The following is an 18,065-nucleotide window of genomic DNA, read 5'->3' on the forward strand; positions in this document are numbered from 1 at the left end:
GGGTTCTATGGAAGATACAGTAAAAATAACGGCTGAAGATTTGAAGAGCTATATAGAGAGAATCGAAAAACTTGAACAAGAAAAGAGGGATGTGCAAGATCACATTCGTGATGTATATGCAAAAGCTGCAGATGAAGGTTGGGATATAAAAGTGATGAAACAGATTATTAGGCTAAGAAAGATGGATGATGATGACAGGGAGGAACAGGAAATATTACTTTATACCTACAAACGTGCATTGGGAATGAATTACGAAGGTGAATAGTAGGATTGTAATTGGAATAAGTGGAGCATCTGGTTCTATTTACGGTGTACGGATTCTAGAGGCACTAAAAAATACCAATCATGAAACTCATTTAGTGATCAGCAGTGCTGGAAAAATAACTATAGCTCATGAGATTAAAGAAAAACTTGAAGATATTATATCGCTTGCAGATTTTTACTATTCTGAAGAAAAAATAGGAGAAAAAATAGCAAGCGGCTCATTTAAAACCTTAGGTATGGTTATTGCTCCATGTTCTATGAAAACAATGTCTGAAATAGCATCGGGGGTGACTTCCAATCTATTAACAAGGGCTGCAGATGTAACTCTAAAAGAAAGAAGAAAATTAGTTCTTATGGTGCGAGAATCTCCACTACATCTTGGACATCTCCGAAATATGTTAAAACTAACGGAGATGGGAGCAATTATTGCTCCGCCGATGCCTGCTTTTTATATTAAACCAAAATCTTTGGATGATATTGTAAATCATGCTGTTGGTAAAGTATTGAATTTATTTGATATTGCATTACCTGACTTCAAGGAGTGGCAAGGAAATGTCAATTATTATTAACGGTAAAAAAATAGCAAATGATCTCTGTGAGGAGCTATCAAAAAAAATTGATATTTTAAAGAAAGAGTATAATGTTTTTCCTTGTCTTAAAGTAATTCTTGTGGGTAGCAATCCAGCAAGTCAGGTCTACGTTCGTAATAAACAAAGAAAAGCAGAATCAATAGGCATAAGTTCTGAAACTATTGTTTTGCCTGATAGTATCTCAGAAGATGAATTGATTGAAAAAGTTAATACATTAAATGAAGATTCATCTGTGCATGGAATTTTAGTTCAGTTACCTTTACCAAAGCACATCAGTGCAAGTAGAATAATTAATACAGTAAGTGTTGAAAAAGATGTAGATGGCTTTCATGATGAGAATGTTGGCAGGTTAGTTAAAGGTGAAAAAAATTGTCTGATACCTTGTACTCCCAAAGGTTCTTTGCATTTAATTAAGTCAGTTGAAAATAATCTGTCCGGTAAAAATGCGGTAATCATTGGCAGATCAAATATTGTGGGTAAGCCAATGTTTCACCTATTGTTGCAAGAAAATTGCACTGTTACCATCTTGCATTCACAAAGTAGGGATTTAGCTGATTATTGCTCTAAAGCGGATATAGTAGTTGCAGCAGTTGGAAAGCCAAATTTTGTTCAAGCAGATTGGATAAAAAAAGGTGCAATAGTGATCGATGTTGGCATAAATAGCGTTAACTTGGGAAATCAAAGTAAGCTTGTGGGTGATGTTGACTTTGAGGGAGTAAAAGAAAAAGTCAAGGCTATTACTCCAGTACCCGGGGGTGTTGGCCCAATGACAATAGCATTTCTTATGATGAACACTGTAATTGCTGCTTGCTTGCAGCGGGGAGTTGATGCTTCTGATTTCATTAATTGAGGGCATAAGAAAAATAGATATCAACTATGTTTAAAAATTTTTTATTTGTGTAATTTTGCAACTTCATATGGGCAATAAACCCCTGCTTTGTCGTATAAGAATAGAATTTTATATCAAACAGCTACTATAGTATTTTCTAAAATGGATGATAAAGTTCCATTATGGTATTACCAACCAAAAGCTGTAAGTCTGTATATTTATACATGAGAGGTCTGAGGCGGCTTTTGATGGTATGCCAACAGTATTCTATAGGATTCAAATCTGGTGAATATGTTGGAAGATACAGCAAATGACAGCCAAAAGACTCTATTAATGATTTTGTTTTAGTGGTCTTATGAAATGTAGCATTATCCATAACTATAGTTGTGCCAAGTGGCAATGTAGGTAATAACATCTTCTCCAACCATGTATTGAATACCTCTTTGTCACACCCACCTTTGAAAGTCATTGGTGCAATAAATCTCTTTCCAATCCACCCGGCTACTATACTGATTCTCTCTCGAGTTCTCCCTGGAATATCTGCATAAATTTTCTTTCCTCTTGGAGCGCGTCCATATTCTCGGTATAACTTATTATCAACTCCTGCTTCATCTATATATAAGATGCTGGAATGGTCTATTTTTGAGATTTTATCAATAAATTGCTCCCTATCTTCTTGATTGCGCTCTTGATATAGTGTGACTTTTTTTTAAAGTAATTTTTAGCTGTTTTAGTCTATACCAAATTGAGTTTATTCCAAATCCAAGATTTTGTTTCATCTCTGCCAGAGTATGATCTGGATTCTTTGTAACATATTCTTCGAGTATTTTGGGGTCTATTTTTCGAATAAAGCTACCGTTTTTAGATGGCTTGAGGCTTTCACCAGCAGCTTTCTTTTTTAACCAACGGTACAGAGTTGCTATTCCTATCTCCATAAGCTCTGCTACCTCAACCTTTGTCTTACCTTTTTCTATCATCAATACTGCCTTTTCCCTTAAATCCACACTATATGCCATTATAACTCAAATACTTTATTATACCTTTATCATTTACTTTAGGAAATACTATACCTTGCTTAAACCAATGAATATGTGCGTTTAGTGTGTGTGGACGCACATATTCATTAACTAATTTTAATTATTGCCATGTAAATTTCTAAACATGCAAATTAATTGCTTCTTTAAGTCTGGCATTGGCGATGACTATAATTTTACGCATAAGTGCAGTGAGTGCTACCATCTTTCTTTTACCACTATCAATAAGCTTACAATAAAAAGCAGCAAGTTCTGACTTGGAGTTTCTAGCAGCCATAGCAGCTGTGAAAAGCTTTGAACGAACGTTACTTCTTCCACCTACAATCCTTCGGTAACCAATAGCTTTACCACTTTCCTTAGGATGAGGTGCAACACCTGCAAGGCTTGCAATTTGCCTTTTGTTTAAGGAACCAAGTTCCGGTATAAGGCACAATAAACATTGAGAGGTTTTTCTACCTATTCCAGGAACTGTTTCAAGAATCTTCTGGTATCGGTTCAGTTCAGGGTTTTCATTGACTATTTTTTGTATAGCTTGATCAAGCTTTTCTACCTGATTATTGAGGAATTCAATAGTTTGTTGACAACTTTCCTTAATGTAATCATTTCCAGGAGTTTTAAGCCTATTTTTTTCTTGAACAAGCATTTTCGTAATATCATCACGGCGCTGACAAAGTGTAAATAAGGTGGTTTGTTCTTTTGAGATAGGTGTAAATAGCTGCAGACGTCCACAACGCTCAGCACCATATTGGGCGAGCGCTTTTGCATCCAGATTGTCAGTCTTTGCCAAAGTTCCATGAGATAGAATGAAGTTTTTAACTTGACGAGTATTAGCACGATGCACAGCAATGTTTCTGTCAATAAGAAAATACAATAAGCCAAGCTCATAGCCTCCTGTAGCTTCTAAAATTATCATGGAATTGGGTAAGATATTTGAAAATTTTTGGTAAAATTGTTTCCAGCCAGAACAACTATTGTCAAACTTGATAACACTTTTTTGTTCATTCACTGCAATAACAAATTCAAGTTTTCCGATATCAATGCCAATAAAATTTTGATAGGATATAACCATAAAGAACCTCGAGAGTTTAAGTTAAAATTTAAGATTGTAAACGGGTGCATATGTATGTCCCAAACAACTATTCAAACGTCTCGAAGGATAGGCTTGAGTACCTTGATATCTACGTATGTGTAATACTACCGTCTTACGGTCGCTCAAGCCTTTGATAACTATATTTTTTTATAGAGTTACCTTCCTTCTTGCTTCTTTTATATCATATTTCCAACTTACAACCCGTCTCTAGATAATAACATCGAATTTTTATCCAAATAGCAAACCTCTTTGCAGGATTATCTTATTCACTACAAGAAATATGCAATTTAGAACATTAAAAATTATAACGTATGCCTACTTCTATGATTGCATCTGGTATTTGTACTGGTGGCTTGAAGGCACTTAATTGCCCACTTGCAGCAATAGCAACTGTAGCAACTATCTGCGGAGTAAATTCATAATCAACACCTACCTTTAGTTTATAGGAAATAGAACTCAGTATTTTGTCTACTAAAGATGGATCAGACGTTACTTTGCTTCCATCAGCAGCTAGTAGAGCTGGAGCTTCTTGACTCTTTTCTTCCTCTTCCCTTGTATTATCGTTTTTTGTACCATCTCTATTCACAATGTTACCTGAATCACCGCTATCTGCAACATTTTTGACTGTAGTTTCACCTGTACTACTGCCACCGAAGCCAAAAGAAGGCAATACTTGGATATATCCACCTAAACCTACACTAGCATATAGTTTAATAGGATCAATTTCAAGATCAGGATAGTAACGGTAATTCGCCAACAAGCTAGCTCCTACTTTCCTTTTTTGTTTATCAGTTATATCACTTATGTTGGCAAGAACCTCAAGTTCAAATTTAGAATTTTTGTCATAATTATAACCAAAAACAACGCTAGGTTTCATTTTAAAAGTATCACCCCATCCAGCACCAAAGTTTAAACCTACATAGTACTGATCTTCGTACCGATCTTCTAACTCACTTGCACTACTACTAGCTGTACTTGCTAAAGATGAAGCAAGCAATATAGCAAACAATTTTTTCATTTTCATATTACTCATATGTAACATTCCTTAAAACATACTAAAATAAGTGTTCAAACATGCTAGCAGCAAGTTTTGAGCATTGCTTATGGTTACACCTAAACATGTACACAATGCCATCCAGCATTAAAAACTATAACGTACTCCTACTTCCAGCATCGCATCTGGTATTTGTTTTGCTTTTAAACCACTCAGTTGCCCGCCTACGGTTAAAGCAGCTGTACCAACTATCTGTGGAGCAACTTCATAATCAACACCAACCTTCAGTTTGTACGAAATAGCACCCAGTATTTTATCTAGTGTTTCAGTGCCAACAATGTCAAAAGGATATACTTGTAGATGTCCTCCTAAACCTCCACTGACATATAGTTTCACAGGATCAATGTCAACGTCAGGATAATAACGGTAATTTGCTAATAAACTAGCTCCCATTTTCTTGGTTGCCTTACCAAACATATCACTTACGTCGGTGAGAATCTCAAGTTCAAACTTAGAGCTTTTATCATAATTATAACCAAAAACTAAGCCAGGTTTTATTTTTAATCCAGTGCCCCATCCACCACCAAAGTTTAAACCTGCGTAGTACTGCTCTTTTGCGCTATTGCTAGCTACTTTATTACTAGCTGCACCTGCTAGAGATGAAGTGAGCAACACAGCTAAAACACACAATCCTTTTATTTTCATATAACTACCCATACAAAAAAATATATAATGCACAAGTATATATCCTTTATATTAAAAAAGATATAACCTCATATCAAAAAAAGTATACCTACGAAATTAGGGACATGCTACTCAAAATTTTTATATAACTATGTTTACTACCTTATTTGGTACAGCATATATAGTGCGAATTTTGCTTTGATCGATTCTATTGGATACAGAACCTGTTGCTATTTTCTTCAATTCTTCTTGAGGTAAATCAGTTTCTACTTTGATAGTCGCACGCAACTTTCCATTAATCTGTACTGCCACAGTTACCATATTATCAATTAGTAGTGATTCATCAGCTTGTGGCCAAGGCTTTAGATATAGCATACCTTCGCCTCCTATTTTTTGCCATAAATTTTCAGCCAGGTGTGGCATGAATGGCTCAATTACTCTGATTAGTATGCATATACCTTCATCAATAAGAGATTTTCCAGTTTTTACGTCTATTTCAGCTATTAAATTTGTCATTTCACGAAACTTTGCTACCACACAGTTTAATCTGCAGTTTTCCAAGTCATCTGTAAGCCCTTGCAATAGTTTATGGATTTTTTTTCTGTACCCTAGGAGTTTACCTACAATGTTTTCATTGTCATAGTGTATGTTTACGGGCCTAAGTTGCACTACCATACGCCACAATTTATTTATGTAGCGAAAACAACCTTCCACGCCATCATCAGACCATTCCATATCTTTTTCTGGGGGGGTATCGGATAATACAAACAAACGAGCAGTATCAGCACCGTATTTTTCTATGATAAAGTTTGGGTCAACTGTATTCTTCTTTGACTTACTCATCTTTTCGACTTTTCCAACTTGGATCTTAGCACCCTTCGCAATCAACTCTTTTGCTTTTTCGGGAAAGAGCCATTTGCCATTCTCATCTTTATAAGTTATATGGCAGACCATTCCTTGAGTAATTAAAGTAGAGAAAGGCTCTTTAACGTCAAAATAGCCACATTTAGTTAAAGCACGGCAGAAAAACCTTGAGTAAAGCAAATGTAGAATTGCATGTTCTATTCCACCTATGTAATAATCAACAGGCATAAAACGATTACAAGTATCTTTATTAATCGATTTATTTTCACTGCAAAATGCAGCAAAATACCAAGAAGATTCAAAAAAAGTGTCAAATGTATCAGTTTCACGTTCTGCTTGCTTTCCGCACTTTGGACAATCAACAAATTTCCAGGTTGGGTGCTTATCCAGGGGATTACCACCACTTGTAAATTCTACATCCGTTGGTAGAACAACAGGGAGGTCTTTTTCTGGAACTGGAACAATTCCACAATCTTTACAATGTATAATAGGTATAGGACATCCCCAATAACGTTGCCTTGAAATTCCCCAATCGTGTAGACGATAGTTTATTGTTTTCTTACCTATTCCTTTTTCTTCAAGTTTTTTTATGATTACTTTTTTTGCCTCATTAATCATTAGTCCGTTTAAGAATTCAGAATTGAACATCACTCCATCACCGAAGTACGATTCTTTTAAGATCTCTGTGGTCTCTTCACAAACTACAGGAATAATCGGTAAACCATACTTCTGTGCAAATTCAAAATCACGCTGATCATGTGCAGGGCAACCAAAAATCGCACCTTCTCCATACTCCATCAACACAAAATTCGCTATGTACAGTGGCAACTCTTTATCAAGAAATGGATGTTTGACATTTAATCTTGTGTAAATCCCTATTTTTTCATCATTCTCCCTCTTTGCCTTCACACTGTCGATAAAGCCTTGTATGTCTTCGTCCTTAAGATCTCGCACAATAGGATGCTCTGCTGATATTGCAAGAAAAGAAGCTCCAAATAAAGTATGAGGAGAAGTTGTAAAAATCTTTAACTTCTTATTCAAGCCAACTATTTCAAAATCTATAGTTGCCCCTTCAGATTTTCCTATCCAGCACTCTTGCATAGTTTTGACTTTTTCTGGCCAATTTTTTAAACTTTGCAGACAATGAAGCAAATCTTCAGCAAAATCAGTAATCTTTAAAAACCATTGGAATAACTTACGTTTTTCAACAACTGCACCTGATCGCCATCCTTTTCCATCAACCACTTGCTCATTTGCAAGCACTGTTTGGTCCACTGGATCCCAATTAACCCACGACTCTTTTCGATAGGCAAGACCATGCTTTAAAAAATCCAGAAAAAATTTCTGTTCGTGTTTGTAATAATCAGGCTCACATGTGGAAAGCTCGTGATTCCAATTGTAGGAAAGACCTATAGATTTTAGCTGTGCACGCATATTGTCTATATTCTCTTTTGTCCACGCCGCAGGGTTAATATTATTGTCCCTTGCTGCATTTTCAGCTGGTAATCCAAACGCATCCCAGCCAATTGGGTGCAAAACCTCAAATCCATGAGCTCTCTTGTAACGTGCTATAACATCTCCTATTGCATAGTTACGCAGGTGCCCCATATGAATCTTACCAGATGGATATGGAAACATTTCCAACACGTAACATTTCTTCTTTTTACTATCTTTGCTTACAGAAAAATCCCACTTATTTTGGTAGAATTTTTCAACGTTTTTAAAATCATATTTCATAAATTCAATCACAGTTTATATGTACTAAAGGATCGACTGCTTGACCATTATGTCTTATTGTGAAACACATCTGCGGATCTTTATCTTGTGTGCTTGATTTACCTGCAGATCCAATTACTTGACCTTGTTTTACTTTATCACCAATTTCAACTTGTATGTTTTTTAAATAGGAGTACATAGTCATGTAATTATCTTTATGTTCCACTATAATTAAATTTCCGTACCACCTCAGGCCTTTGCCTACGTATATTACTTTGCCAGGTGCAGAAGCAATAACCTTTGTTCCACTTTGAGCAGTAATTTTTATGCCATCTTGACATATTTTATCAGAAGAGGTAACTGCACCTTTAACCGGTATTACAAATTTACACATGCTTTGTGCATTATTGTTATATACCTTATCTACAAAGGCTTTTCTACTTTCTTTTCGCAGCGAAGAATCAACATTTTCTTTAATCAAATGATACTCCCTTGTGTACTCTAGGTCTCTTTTCCCATAAAATTCTTCGCCTTTAAGTAGTACAGGTGCAGGTTTTTGCAGGCCACAGCTTATCAGTATTGCTGATAATATAAAGAACAAGGCTATACGACACATACACTTATCTCTAGATATATCAACTTTCACAAAACTTTATAGTGTTTTTCGTCTATTTATTACTTTCTTCATTTATTTTATCAGTCAAATAGTCTCTTAAATCGGTAAGTTCTTTCAACAAATTTCTTGAATAATGATCAATTCTTACATCGTTACCAAATTCCTTTTGTACTCCTTTTATTGTATATCCTTTGTCATATAGCATATATTTTATTTTCTTTATTGCCTCTATACACTTATGATCATATAGTCTTCTTCCCTTCCGTTTTATGGGTTTAATTTGATGGAATTGACTTTCCCAGAATCTTAAAACATGCTGCTCCAAATGTAGTTCTTCAGCTACTTCTCCAATTGTGTAAAATAATTTTTCCTTATTCATCGGTTGTTTATTAATTTCTTCATCATTTTTGAAGGTCTAAAAGAAATTGATTTTCTCGCTTTAATTACTACCCTTTCCGATGTCTTTGGTATATTTCCTGGTCTTTCTTTCTTGTTTTTAACCAAAAATGTTCCAAATGAAGATATTTTTACTATTCCATCCTTTGCTAAGCTCGTTTTTATCTCATCCAATATATCATCTATTATTGCAATAGAGTCTTCTTTCGATAATCCAATTTCCTGGTTTATACATTCAGCTATTGTTGCCTTAGTTACTGTTGTGTCTTTTGTTGTCATAATTTATTACAGTATGTTAATATAATATAACAATCGACTCAAGATTCAGCTACTTTATTTTTATAGTATGTTTCTTTTGTAGCGTAATTAAAAATACTAGCAAATGTTAACATTGCAAATATTGTGAAAAGCGCCATTTGATGATCTGAAAAAAGTGCTAAAATTGACACTAAAATTCCACTCATAACAAACATAAATCCATTGATAATGGATGATGATGTGCTAATATACTTCTGCTCAACAATCTCACTACCAACAGTAAAATTAAGCATATGTCCTCCTGCAAAAAAACCAAACATTAACATACAAAAGTATATAATATGAACTGTTAAATTACCGCATAGTAAAATAATAGCTGAAATACTTTGCAATGTGGCAAAAGCAGAGATTACGTGCCTTCTATTTTTAAATAGATTTGAGATTAGATCTGCAATTGGAGCACCAACTGCAAGACCAAGCCACAATATTGCAATTGCCACACCTAACTCCATTGTATTGAGTTCTAAGTTGCTTAGTAACCTTGGTGCCCACAGCATATTAAGCGCTAAAAATGTTCCAAAAGTAATAGCACCCACTATTGAGGTTATCCAGATATCTCTTAATTTTAGCACTGTTAGTACAGAACATATTACTGTTTTTATAGAGCTCTTTATTGTGTATTCCCCCAAATTTTTTTTTGAAAGTCCTTTCGGATAAAAAAACATAAGTACAAATATCGATACGCCAAATAATATTACGCATACAATAAGATTTTTCCAATCTGCACCTTCGGCAAGCAAGCTAGAGAAGCACATTTGAATCATCAAAGCAGAAAGACTTGAAATTGTCTGCACTAGTGAGAACATCAGTCCAAATTGAGTAAGGGGAAAATATGTGCTACTTACATGAGCAGCGCCAATAAAACCAAACGATGCTCCAATTGCGATCAAAAATTGAGATAAAATTAAATGGGCAAAATTGTCACTCTTGATAAGGACAAAAAAACCAAAGAGCATGATTGACAATGAGAAAAAATAAATTTTTTTGCTGGAAAAAACATTAAACATTGCCCCACTAAAAAATTGTGAGATAGCAAAAGTCCAAGTATATGCTGAATTAGCTAGTGCAACTTGCGCGATTGTGAGCCCAAGTTCTTTTTCAAGATTCACGCTTATAAAGGTGTAGATTATCTGCATATTGCTGAATACAACAATCAAGTTACTGATTAGCCAAATGAACCAAGCTTTATTTTCCATAAGATTTTTTATAAATAGTCCATTGATAATAAACCTCTTTTAGGCTCTGATTATTGTTAAAACAGTTGCAATTATAGTATGATATAAAAGCTATGAAACAACAAATTTGTTGTGAGATTTAATTTGTTAGAGTCTGTACATAATCTCAAGAAAGAAATAAGTTCAACAATCATTACCTATAAGATAAAAGGTGAAAATTTGAAATTATCATGAACTGGCTCATTTTTCTGCCACTTAGATGATGTTTTTTCAAATTGTTGATAAATCAAAGTCAGTTTAGCTATTAATTATTCATCTTTTTTCTAATTATGCAGTGGATCTATTATTAAACCTTTCAATAATACTTTTTATTTTTGCTGCCTCTTCAAACTCTAAATTTTCAGCATGCTTCAACATTTGTTTTTTCAAACTGCTTAGATCATTCTGACTAAAATCCTCAATCACCACTTTTTCCCGTAAAGTATTTGATATAGGCTTTATTATAGTTTTTGGTACAATATTATGCAGTGTATTATGCTCTGTCTGTTTCTTTCTTCTCCTTTCAGTTTCTTTCAGTGCACGATCCATAGAATTAGTAATTTTGTCTGCATATAAAATTACTCTGCCTTCAACATTTCGTGCAGCACGACCTATCGTTTGAATGAGCGAAGTCTCTGATCGTAAAAACCCTTCTTTGTCAGCATCTAAAATTGCAACCAATCCACACTCGGGAATATCAAGACCTTCCCGCAACAAGTTAACGCCAACAAGAACATCTATTTCTTTAGATCTTAATTTGCATATAATTTCAATTCTTTCCAGTGCACCAATATCTGAATGTAGGTAAGTTACTTTCATACTGAGCTCACTCATATGCTCAGCTAGTTTTTCAGCCATTTTTTTTGTCAATGTGGTAATTAGAATACAAAACCCTTTTTTTATCGTCACTTGTGCCTCATGAATCACATCATCAACCTGACTCCCTGTTGGTTTTATGATGCAGATGGGATCTGTCAGTCCTGTTGGGCGGATAACTTGCTCTATAAATGCGTGATTAGTCTTTTCTAATTCATATTTTCCTGGAGTAGCCGAAACGTAAATAGTCTGTGGCCGTATTGTCTCCCACTCTTCCAATTTTAATGGACGGTTATCAAAAGCAGAAGGTAGCCTAAAACCATAATCTATCAATTTCTTTTTACGTGCTTCATTACCGCTATACATTGCACCTATCTGGGGAACGGTTACATGGCTTTCATCAACAAATAAAATTACATCTTTAGGTAAATACTCAAACAATGTAGGCGGTGGATCTCCGGCTTTCATTCCGTAAAGATAACGCGAATAATTTTCAATACCTTTACACACTCCCGTTGCCATCATCATTTCAATATCAAAATTAGTACGCTGCTCAAGGCGTTTTGCTTCAACAATTTTGTTCTGTGAATAGTAATAATCCAGGCGTTCATGTAGTTCTTTTTTAATCAATTGAACTGCTTGCAAAAGAGTCTCACGTGATGTAGTGTAATAGCTATTTGGAAAAATGGTGACTGTATCTATGCGTCTGATAATATTGCCGTTCATGGCATCAATCTCAGAAATTTCCTCTATTTCATCACCAAACAATGATAAACGCCAAGCTTTATTTTCATAATAGGCAGGAAATATATCAATAATATCGCCGCGCACTCTGAAATATCCTCGCTCAAATCTGACATCAGAACGTTTATATTGGAGATTAACTAAATTATTCAGAAAGTCATTAACATGAATCTTATCTCCAGCACTTAAAGTCAAGGTCATGCTGAGATAGCTCTCAGGCGAACCAAGACCATATATACAAGAAACACTCGCAACTACAATCGTGTCCCTACGCTCCAAAAGAGAGCATATAGCAGAATAGCGTAGCATATCAATTCTTTCATTTATTAAAGAGTCTTTTTCAATATAAGTGTCTGTTTGTGGCGAATAAGCCTCAGGCTGATAATAATCATAATAAGAAATGAAGTATCCAACAGCATTGTGAGGGAAAAATCCTCTCATCTCCTCGTAAAGCTGCGCCGCTAAAGTTTTATTATGTGCCATAATTAATGCAGGCCTGTTTGTTCTTGCAATAACATTTGCCATAGTGAAGGTTTTTCCAGAGCCAGTAACTCCAAGCAAAACCTGATCTCTTTTATTACTATTTAACCCTGCAACTAAGTTGTCTATTGCCTGTGGTTGATCTCCAGCTGGCTGAAAATGTGTAACTATTTGAAATTCCATACCTTTATATTTTCATAATGTATTTATTACTATACAATACATTTGCTAGTGTAAATAAGGTATGAAAGAATGAACATAAAAAACTCTATTTTTTCTTTTTATAGAGCCTGCTCCAAATCCTGTTGTTGGTTAATACAAAAAACACCGTCAAAATTATAAAATATGTCACTATTTTTAGCCCAAGTTTATGTCGGCGCTCCAGTTCTGGCTCTGCTGCCCATTGTAAGAAATTTACCACATCATATGCCATATTTTCAACTGTGGCTTGCCTTGTACCATCATATTCTACCATTCCTTCAGAGAGTGGTGGTGCCATAGCTAACCTGCCTGTTGAAAAATATGGATTAAAATATAAACCGTTCTCATCATGTTCACCGTTTTGATAACCAATTAGTAGTGAATAGACATAATTTGCACCATCATGTCTTGCTTTGACAATTAATGATAAGTCCGGTGGAATTGCTCCATTGTTGCTTGCTGCAGCTGCTTCTTTTGTATCAAAAGGTGCAATAAAATAATCCGAAGACACTCCCGGCCTATCAAACATTTCACCCAAATCATTCGGACCATCTTTAACTTGGTAAGAGGCTGCAATTTGTTTTACATCCTCTTCAGAAAAACCAACATCTTGCAAATTACGAAACGCTATTCTATTCATTGAATGGCAAGCAGCACAGACTTCCTTGTATACTTTATAGCCACGCTGAATTGACTCTCTATCGAAAGATCCAGTAATTCCATCAAAACTCCAGTCGATTTTCTTATTTGGTAAAGGTTTAAACTCCTCTGCAGACAAAGAATTAGTGAGAAGTAATATACAAAATACAGCAACTTTAACCAACAGCATCACTTCATCTCCGGAACGGAATCACTTATTGTTTTTGGTATTTTTTTTGGTTTCTCATACTTACTAAGTAAAGGTAAAATTATCACAAAATATGAAAAATAATAAAGAGTTGAAAGCCTACTTAAAGTAATGTAAGGCTCCTTAACTTCTTGTCCCCCAAGCCAGGCAAGAAATGCAAAATTTATTGCAAAAACCCAAAAAAATTTCTTAAATAATGGACGGTAGGAACCACTTTTAACCTTTGATTTATCAAGCCAAGGCAAAAGAAACCACACTAAAATAGATCCAAACATGGTAAGTACACCAATAAGTTTATTTGGAATTGAACGCAGCATCGCATAAAAAGGTAAGAAATACCACTCTGGCACTATATGTACTGGAGTTACCATAGGATCAGCCTCTATATAATTGTCAGGATGCCCAAGATAATTAGGGGCATAAAAAACAAATCCAAATAAAATTATAAAAAATAAACCAAAAGTTATGCAGTCCTTTGCTATATAGTAAGGATAAAAAGGAATGGTATCCTTATCTGACCTGACTTCTATTCCACTTGGATTATTAGAGCCAAACCTATGCAGAGCAACAACATGCAACATAGCTAAAGCGATAATAATGAAAGGCATAAGATAATGCAGCGCAAAAAAACGATTGAGCGTTGGATTATCAACAGAGAAACTTCCCCATAGCCATATAACTATTTTATCACCAATTAAAGGTATAGCCGAGAATAAATTAGTTATAACTGTTGCACCCCAAAAACTCATTTGTCCCCATGGAAGAACATATCCCATAAAGGCAGTTGCCATCATTGCAAAAAATATAAATATGCCAATAAACCATACCATTTCTCGCGGTCTCTTATAAGATCCGTAATATAATCCACGCATGATATGAACATAGACCACCATAAAGAAGAGCGACGCCCCAACAGCATGAGTATAACGTATCAGCCATCCATAACTTACGTCACGCATTATACGCTCCACACTATTAAATGCATGATCAACATGCGGAGTGTAGTGCATGGCAAGAAATATACCTGTTATTATTTGTAAAATCAGCGCTATACCAGCTAAAGAACCAAAATTCCAAGCATAATTTAAATTTTTTGGTACTTGATAAGAAGCAGTATGTTTTAGAAAAGAAAATATAGGCAGTCTATACTCTATCCAACCTAATATACCTTTTTCTTCTATTATTTCTTTTTTGCTATCATCTTCCATAACTTAAAGCTTTGTCATCTTAACTCATTGTATTGTAACAATTTAACGCTAATAAACAATAAAAAGTTTAAGTTTAAAGAGTAGATTTCACAAAAACAAGCACTCAAATTTGAGTGCTTGTTTTAAAGGGACTTTTGATGACATACACCTTTAGATATTGTTGAATTGCTTAATGAACTTCGAGGACATTGATAAAGTTTTTCACACTTACTGAGTGCCGTCTCGAATTTTTTTTCTATAATGTCAAGTTCTCTTTCTTTATTTTTTTCTGCTGTCAAAGGTGAATCGTCTAGTGGCCTAAAATGTTGTTTTCTTGTGAACTTACTTATTGCTAAAGCAGTTAGCGGAACTGTTCCATTACAATCAATTTGTGAAGAACCAATAGGACTTCCAGTTAAACGTGCAACAGATTGCTGTACAGTAGGTAAAGCAGGAGCGCTGCTGAATAAGCAACTGATGGTGGTAGTCATCCAACTAAATATACTATTAATAAAAGAAGAAGGTTTTACTGCATTGCTTGCAGTGCTGCTAACTTCTTCAAAATTTTCTCTGATAAGAGTGAAGGAAGAATTCACTGTTCTACTTGCCAAGTCTGTGGTATTACTAACTTCCAATTCTATCTTGATTGCTTTGGTAGGGAATAATGAAAGATTCGCTGCACTACTTACAGAATCTGTGGCGTCATTAGCGTCTAACCCTACCTTAACACCTGCTTTTATAGAAGTTAATTTTGCTTCACAATCATCTTCAGTAGCACTGCTCAATACAGATTCTATCTCTTGAATTTTACTATTGCTATTACATCTATCTTTTCTATAACCTCCAACAACATCTAATGCTGTTTTGCCGTACTGACTTTGAATACTAGCATCAGCACCTCTACAGAGTAGGAGTTTTACCATATCTAAATGACAATGGTTAAATGCTAAGTACAAAGGTGTAAAGCCTTTATAATTTGTAGCATTGATGTTAGCATCACGATCAAGTAAAAACTGTGCTATTTCTAGTTTGCCATTAATAGCAGCAATGTGTAAGGGAGTACTCAAATATCGACTGCTAATAGTAGTATTAACATCAGCACCACTGTCACACAAAAACTGCAATACCTTTAAGTTACCTATGTAAGTAGCAGAATGCATAGGCTTCATACTATATTTTTCATTATTCAAAATCTCATTTTTTATGTGTCTATGTTCTGCCTCTTCAATATATTCTTTAACTTTCTCAAAATCATCTCTGTTTATAGCAGAAAATAATTTTTTTCTCAGGCTCTCAATTATTTCTTGTCTTTCCATCAAATACCTCCTAAAAGACAACGTTCCCGGCTTTATATCACACAATTTAGTATGTGCAAGTGAAATTTACAGAGAAAAAATTTCAATAGTTAAAAATTAGGTCTTCATCAATCTATCACTTTAACTTTCGTACAAGACATGCTGAGCTTCCTTATTCAAATTTTTTTGCTCTTAATAAGAAGCAATATGCTTTAGAAAAGGAAATAAGGGATAAGTTTTGTAAATAAGCACTCGAATTCGAGTGCTTATTTTAACTGATTTAGAGGGACTTTTGATGCATACCTTTAGATATCGTTAAATTGCTTAATGAACTTTCAGGATGTTGATAAAGTTTTTCACACTTACTAAGTGCTGTCTCGAAGTTTTTTTCTATAGTGTTAAGCCTTCTTTCTCTAATTTCTTGTATTGTGAGAAGTGAATCTTCTAGTGGCCTTGAGTATTTTTTCTCTGTGAACTTTCTGATCATTACATCAGTTAGTAGAGCTGTTGAATTAAAATCAACTTGTGAAGAACCAATTGGGCTACCAGCCAAGTGATCAACAGATTGCTGTGCAGGAAGTAAAGTAGGAGCACTGCTGAATAAGCCATTGAGTGTGGCAGTGGTTACCCAACTAAATATACTATTAATAAAAGAAAAAGGTTTTACTGCACTGCTTGGTGCAGGATCTGGAGTATCACCAGCTTCCAATCCTATCTTAGTATTTGCCCTGGTGGAGGCTGAGAAAGGGTTCGCTGTACTACTTGCTGCATCTGGAGTATCACCAGCTTCTAATTCTAACTTAGTATTTATTCTAGCAGAAAGTAATAGTTCTGTACAATTATTTTTATGAAATCTTAACACAGTTAAGAATATTTTTTTTATGTCACAGCCATCACTGCAAAGACTTTCATAACCTGGAATAACCTCAAATGCTATTTTGCCATTTGTACTTCTAATATTAATATCAATATTATTATCAAGCAGAACTTTTGCTATATCTAATCGACACTGATAAAGTGCTAAGTGTAAAGCTGTAAAATTTTGCATTCCTTGAAAGCTAGTGTTGCCGTGAATACAATCAAATACAACTTTCTCCATATCATATGTTACAACAATGGATACGGAAGGAACAATGCACGCATCACTCACAGCATTAACACGAGCACCATTGTTAATCAAAAACTGCAATATCTTTGAGTTAGCTCTGTAAGTAGCAAAATGTATAGGTGCCATGCCATATTGCTTACCATTAATAATATCGTTTTGTACACCTTTAATCTTTGCCTTTCTAACACATCTTTTAACTTTCTCAAAATCAAGTTTGTTTATAGCAATAAACAATTTATTCCTTAACTCTTCTATTCTGTATTTTCGCATCAAATACCTCCTAAAAGACAACGCCCTTGGCTTTGTATCACATGATTTAGTATTTACAAGTAAAATTTACAGAGAAAACAATAGTTAAAAATTAGGTCTTTAGCAATCTATCACGTGCTGCGTTTAACTTTTGTGCAAAATATTCCGAGCCTCCCTTGTCTGGATGGACCAGTTTCATTAAATTTTGGTATGCCTTATTGATTTCATTTTGGCTTGCCTCGGAATTCAGCCCCAGTATTTTTAATGCTTCATCTTTGGACATATTATCACCAGTGTAATTTTTGGTGTAACTTTTACTGCTGTTAAATTCGTTCAAAAACTTACTTAATATAGAGTTCATCATAAAACTTATGTTATTTCTCTTTGCCAAAAAGAGAAAAAATACAACAACGCTAGGTAAAACAAACGTGATTATTGTGAATATCAAAAAAAGGAAGAAGATGAATGACATGTATATTTTTTTATCATTTTATGATTAAATAGTAACAATTATAATTGTCATGGTAAA

19 protein-coding genes are annotated in these 18,065 nt (G+C 34.6%); 3 read left to right on the plus strand and 16 right to left on the minus strand.

Going from position 1 to position 18,065, the window contains the following annotated elements:
• Window positions 1–7 precede the first annotated feature (7 nt).
• Genes ACICP1_RS05945 through folD form a run of 3 tightly spaced genes read left to right on the plus strand, consistent with a single transcriptional unit; the run spans window position 8 to window position 1,704 of the window.
• Window positions 8–265 (plus strand): DUF2312 domain-containing protein, encoded by a 258-nt coding sequence (locus ACICP1_RS05945; protein WP_064085427.1) that lies wholly within the window; start codon window positions 8–10, stop codon window positions 263–265.
• Window positions 258–833, plus strand: a complete 576-nt coding sequence (locus ACICP1_RS05950) for a UbiX family flavin prenyltransferase (protein ID WP_395461285.1) — start codon at window positions 258–260, stop codon at window positions 831–833. Before ACICP1_RS05945 ends, ACICP1_RS05950 begins: the two co-directional genes overlap by 8 nt.
• A complete protein-coding gene (folD, locus tag ACICP1_RS05955; protein WP_264730344.1) occupies window positions 817–1,704 on the plus strand; it encodes a bifunctional methylenetetrahydrofolate dehydrogenase/methenyltetrahydrofolate cyclohydrolase FolD in 888 nt (295 codons plus the stop codon). Before ACICP1_RS05950 ends, folD begins: the two co-directional genes overlap by 17 nt.
• 136 nt (window positions 1,705–1,840) lie before the next feature.
• On the opposite strand, the gene ACICP1_RS05960 is transcribed toward folD, so the two are convergent.
• The 16 genes from ACICP1_RS05960 to ACICP1_RS06035 form a co-directional block, all read right to left on the minus strand.
• Window positions 1,841–2,341: an IS630 family transposase gene (locus tag ACICP1_RS05960; protein ID WP_213864029.1), complete on the minus strand. Its 501-nt coding sequence runs from the start codon at window positions 2,339–2,341 to the stop codon at window positions 1,841–1,843.
• Window positions 2,342–2,351: 10 nt separating this feature from the next.
• The gene (locus ACICP1_RS05965; RefSeq protein WP_213864026.1) at window positions 2,352–2,699 is read right to left on the minus strand and encodes an IS630 transposase-related protein; all 348 of its coding nucleotides are present in this window, start codon (window positions 2,697–2,699) and stop codon (window positions 2,352–2,354) included.
• Between the two features lie 139 nt (window positions 2,700–2,838).
• On the minus strand, window positions 2,839–3,786 hold the full coding sequence (locus ACICP1_RS05970; RefSeq protein ID WP_395460941.1) for an IS110 family transposase: 948 nt from the start codon (window positions 3,784–3,786) through the stop codon (window positions 2,839–2,841).
• A 316-nt stretch (window positions 3,787–4,102) separates the two neighbouring features.
• Window positions 4,103–4,831, minus strand: a complete 729-nt coding sequence (locus ACICP1_RS05975; protein ID WP_395461314.1) for a hypothetical protein — start codon at window positions 4,829–4,831, stop codon at window positions 4,103–4,105.
• 117 nt (window positions 4,832–4,948) lie between these two features.
• Window positions 4,949–5,506, minus strand: a complete 558-nt coding sequence (locus tag ACICP1_RS05980; protein ID WP_395461286.1) for a hypothetical protein — start codon at window positions 5,504–5,506, stop codon at window positions 4,949–4,951.
• A gap of 120 nt (window positions 5,507–5,626) precedes the next feature.
• Window positions 5,627–8,086 carry a leucine--tRNA ligase gene (gene leuS / locus ACICP1_RS05985; protein ID WP_395461287.1) on the minus strand — a complete coding sequence of 820 codons (2,460 nt, stop codon included), beginning with the start codon at window positions 8,084–8,086 and terminating at the stop codon, window positions 5,627–5,629.
• A gap of 4 nt (window positions 8,087–8,090) precedes the next feature.
• Window positions 8,091–8,681, minus strand: a complete 591-nt coding sequence (locus tag ACICP1_RS05990) for a murein hydrolase activator EnvC family protein (protein ID WP_007302156.1) — start codon at window positions 8,679–8,681, stop codon at window positions 8,091–8,093.
• Between the two features lie 52 nt (window positions 8,682–8,733).
• The gene (locus ACICP1_RS05995) at window positions 8,734–9,060 is read right to left on the minus strand and encodes a MerR family transcriptional regulator (RefSeq protein ID WP_012481900.1); all 327 of its coding nucleotides are present in this window, start codon (window positions 9,058–9,060) and stop codon (window positions 8,734–8,736) included.
• Entirely contained in the window at window positions 9,057–9,356 is a 300-nt protein-coding gene (locus ACICP1_RS06000) for an integration host factor subunit alpha (RefSeq protein ID WP_007302154.1), read from the minus strand. The genes ACICP1_RS05995 and ACICP1_RS06000 overlap by 4 nt, the downstream gene beginning before the upstream one ends.
• A gap of 38 nt (window positions 9,357–9,394) precedes the next feature.
• Window positions 9,395–10,591 (minus strand): nitrate/nitrite transporter, encoded by a 1,197-nt coding sequence (locus ACICP1_RS06005; RefSeq protein ID WP_395461288.1) that lies wholly within the window; start codon window positions 10,589–10,591, stop codon window positions 9,395–9,397.
• Window positions 10,592–10,897: 306 nt separating this feature from the next.
• Complete coding sequence (gene uvrB, locus ACICP1_RS06010) at window positions 10,898–12,832, minus strand: excinuclease ABC subunit UvrB (RefSeq protein WP_395461289.1); 1,935 nt, start codon at window positions 12,830–12,832, stop codon at window positions 10,898–10,900.
• A gap of 85 nt (window positions 12,833–12,917) precedes the next feature.
• Window positions 12,918–13,679 carry a cytochrome c1 gene (locus tag ACICP1_RS06015; protein WP_264376048.1) on the minus strand — a complete coding sequence of 254 codons (762 nt, stop codon included), beginning with the start codon at window positions 13,677–13,679 and terminating at the stop codon, window positions 12,918–12,920.
• Window positions 13,679–14,905, minus strand: coding sequence for a cytochrome bc complex cytochrome b subunit (locus tag ACICP1_RS06020; protein ID WP_395461290.1), 1,227 nt, complete (start codon window positions 14,903–14,905; stop codon window positions 13,679–13,681). The genes ACICP1_RS06015 and ACICP1_RS06020 overlap by 1 nt, the downstream gene beginning before the upstream one ends.
• Window positions 14,906–15,027: 122 nt before the next feature.
• Window positions 15,028–16,200, minus strand: a complete 1,173-nt coding sequence (locus tag ACICP1_RS06025) for an ankyrin repeat domain-containing protein (RefSeq protein ID WP_395461291.1) — start codon at window positions 16,198–16,200, stop codon at window positions 15,028–15,030.
• A 259-nt stretch (window positions 16,201–16,459) separates the two neighbouring features.
• Entirely contained in the window at window positions 16,460–17,557 is a 1,098-nt protein-coding gene (locus ACICP1_RS06030; protein ID WP_395461292.1) for an ankyrin repeat domain-containing protein, read from the minus strand.
• Between the two features lie 91 nt (window positions 17,558–17,648).
• On the minus strand, window positions 17,649–17,900 hold the full coding sequence (locus ACICP1_RS06035; protein WP_236607909.1) for a DnaJ domain-containing protein: 252 nt from the start codon (window positions 17,898–17,900) through the stop codon (window positions 17,649–17,651).
• Window positions 17,901–18,065: the final 165 nt, after the last annotated feature.

Origin of the sequence: Wolbachia endosymbiont (group B) of Ablattaria laevigata (genome assembly GCF_964277395.1) — a bacterium.
Lineage (GTDB): Bacteria > Pseudomonadota > Alphaproteobacteria > Rickettsiales > Anaplasmataceae > Wolbachia.

Excerpts from the sequence above, each read along its gene's own strand:
- ACICP1_RS05970 (WP_395460941.1), bottom strand. The coding sequence starts at position 3,786 with ATGGTTATATCCTATCAAAATTTTATTGGCATTGATATCGGAAAACTT.
- ACICP1_RS05975 (WP_395461314.1), bottom strand. The coding sequence starts at position 4,831 with ATGAAAATGAAAAAATTGTTTGCTATATTGCTTGCTTCATCTTTAGCA.
- ACICP1_RS06005 (WP_395461288.1), bottom strand. The coding sequence starts at position 10,591 with ATGGAAAATAAAGCTTGGTTCATTTGGCTAATCAGTAACTTGATTGTT.
- leuS (WP_395461287.1), bottom strand. The coding sequence starts at position 8,086 with ATGAAATATGATTTTAAAAACGTTGAAAAATTCTACCAAAATAAGTGG.
- ACICP1_RS05980 (WP_395461286.1), bottom strand. The coding sequence starts at position 5,506 with ATGAAAATAAAAGGATTGTGTGTTTTAGCTGTGTTGCTCACTTCATCT.
- uvrB (WP_395461289.1), bottom strand. The coding sequence starts at position 12,832 with ATGGAATTTCAAATAGTTACACATTTTCAGCCAGCTGGAGATCAACCA.
- ACICP1_RS06025 (WP_395461291.1), bottom strand. The coding sequence starts at position 16,200 with ATGGAAAGACAAGAAATAATTGAGAGCCTGAGAAAAAAATTATTTTCT.
- ACICP1_RS06015 (WP_264376048.1), bottom strand. The coding sequence starts at position 13,679 with ATGCTGTTGGTTAAAGTTGCTGTATTTTGTATATTACTTCTCACTAAT.
- ACICP1_RS05990 (WP_007302156.1), bottom strand. The coding sequence starts at position 8,681 with ATGTGTCGTATAGCCTTGTTCTTTATATTATCAGCAATACTGATAAGC.
- ACICP1_RS06035 (WP_236607909.1), bottom strand. The coding sequence starts at position 17,900 with ATGATGAACTCTATATTAAGTAAGTTTTTGAACGAATTTAACAGCAGT.
- ACICP1_RS06000 (WP_007302154.1), bottom strand. The coding sequence starts at position 9,356 with ATGACAACAAAAGACACAACAGTAACTAAGGCAACAATAGCTGAATGT.
- ACICP1_RS05965 (WP_213864026.1), bottom strand. The coding sequence starts at position 2,699 with ATGGCATATAGTGTGGATTTAAGGGAAAAGGCAGTATTGATGATAGAA.
- ACICP1_RS05995 (WP_012481900.1), bottom strand. The coding sequence starts at position 9,060 with ATGAATAAGGAAAAATTATTTTACACAATTGGAGAAGTAGCTGAAGAA.
- folD (WP_264730344.1), top strand. The coding sequence starts at position 817 with ATGTCAATTATTATTAACGGTAAAAAAATAGCAAATGATCTCTGTGAG.
- ACICP1_RS06020 (WP_395461290.1), bottom strand. The coding sequence starts at position 14,905 with ATGGAAGATGATAGCAAAAAAGAAATAATAGAAGAAAAAGGTATATTA.
- ACICP1_RS05945 (WP_064085427.1), top strand. The coding sequence starts at position 8 with ATGGAAGATACAGTAAAAATAACGGCTGAAGATTTGAAGAGCTATATA.
- ACICP1_RS06030 (WP_395461292.1), bottom strand. The coding sequence starts at position 17,557 with ATGCGAAAATACAGAATAGAAGAGTTAAGGAATAAATTGTTTATTGCT.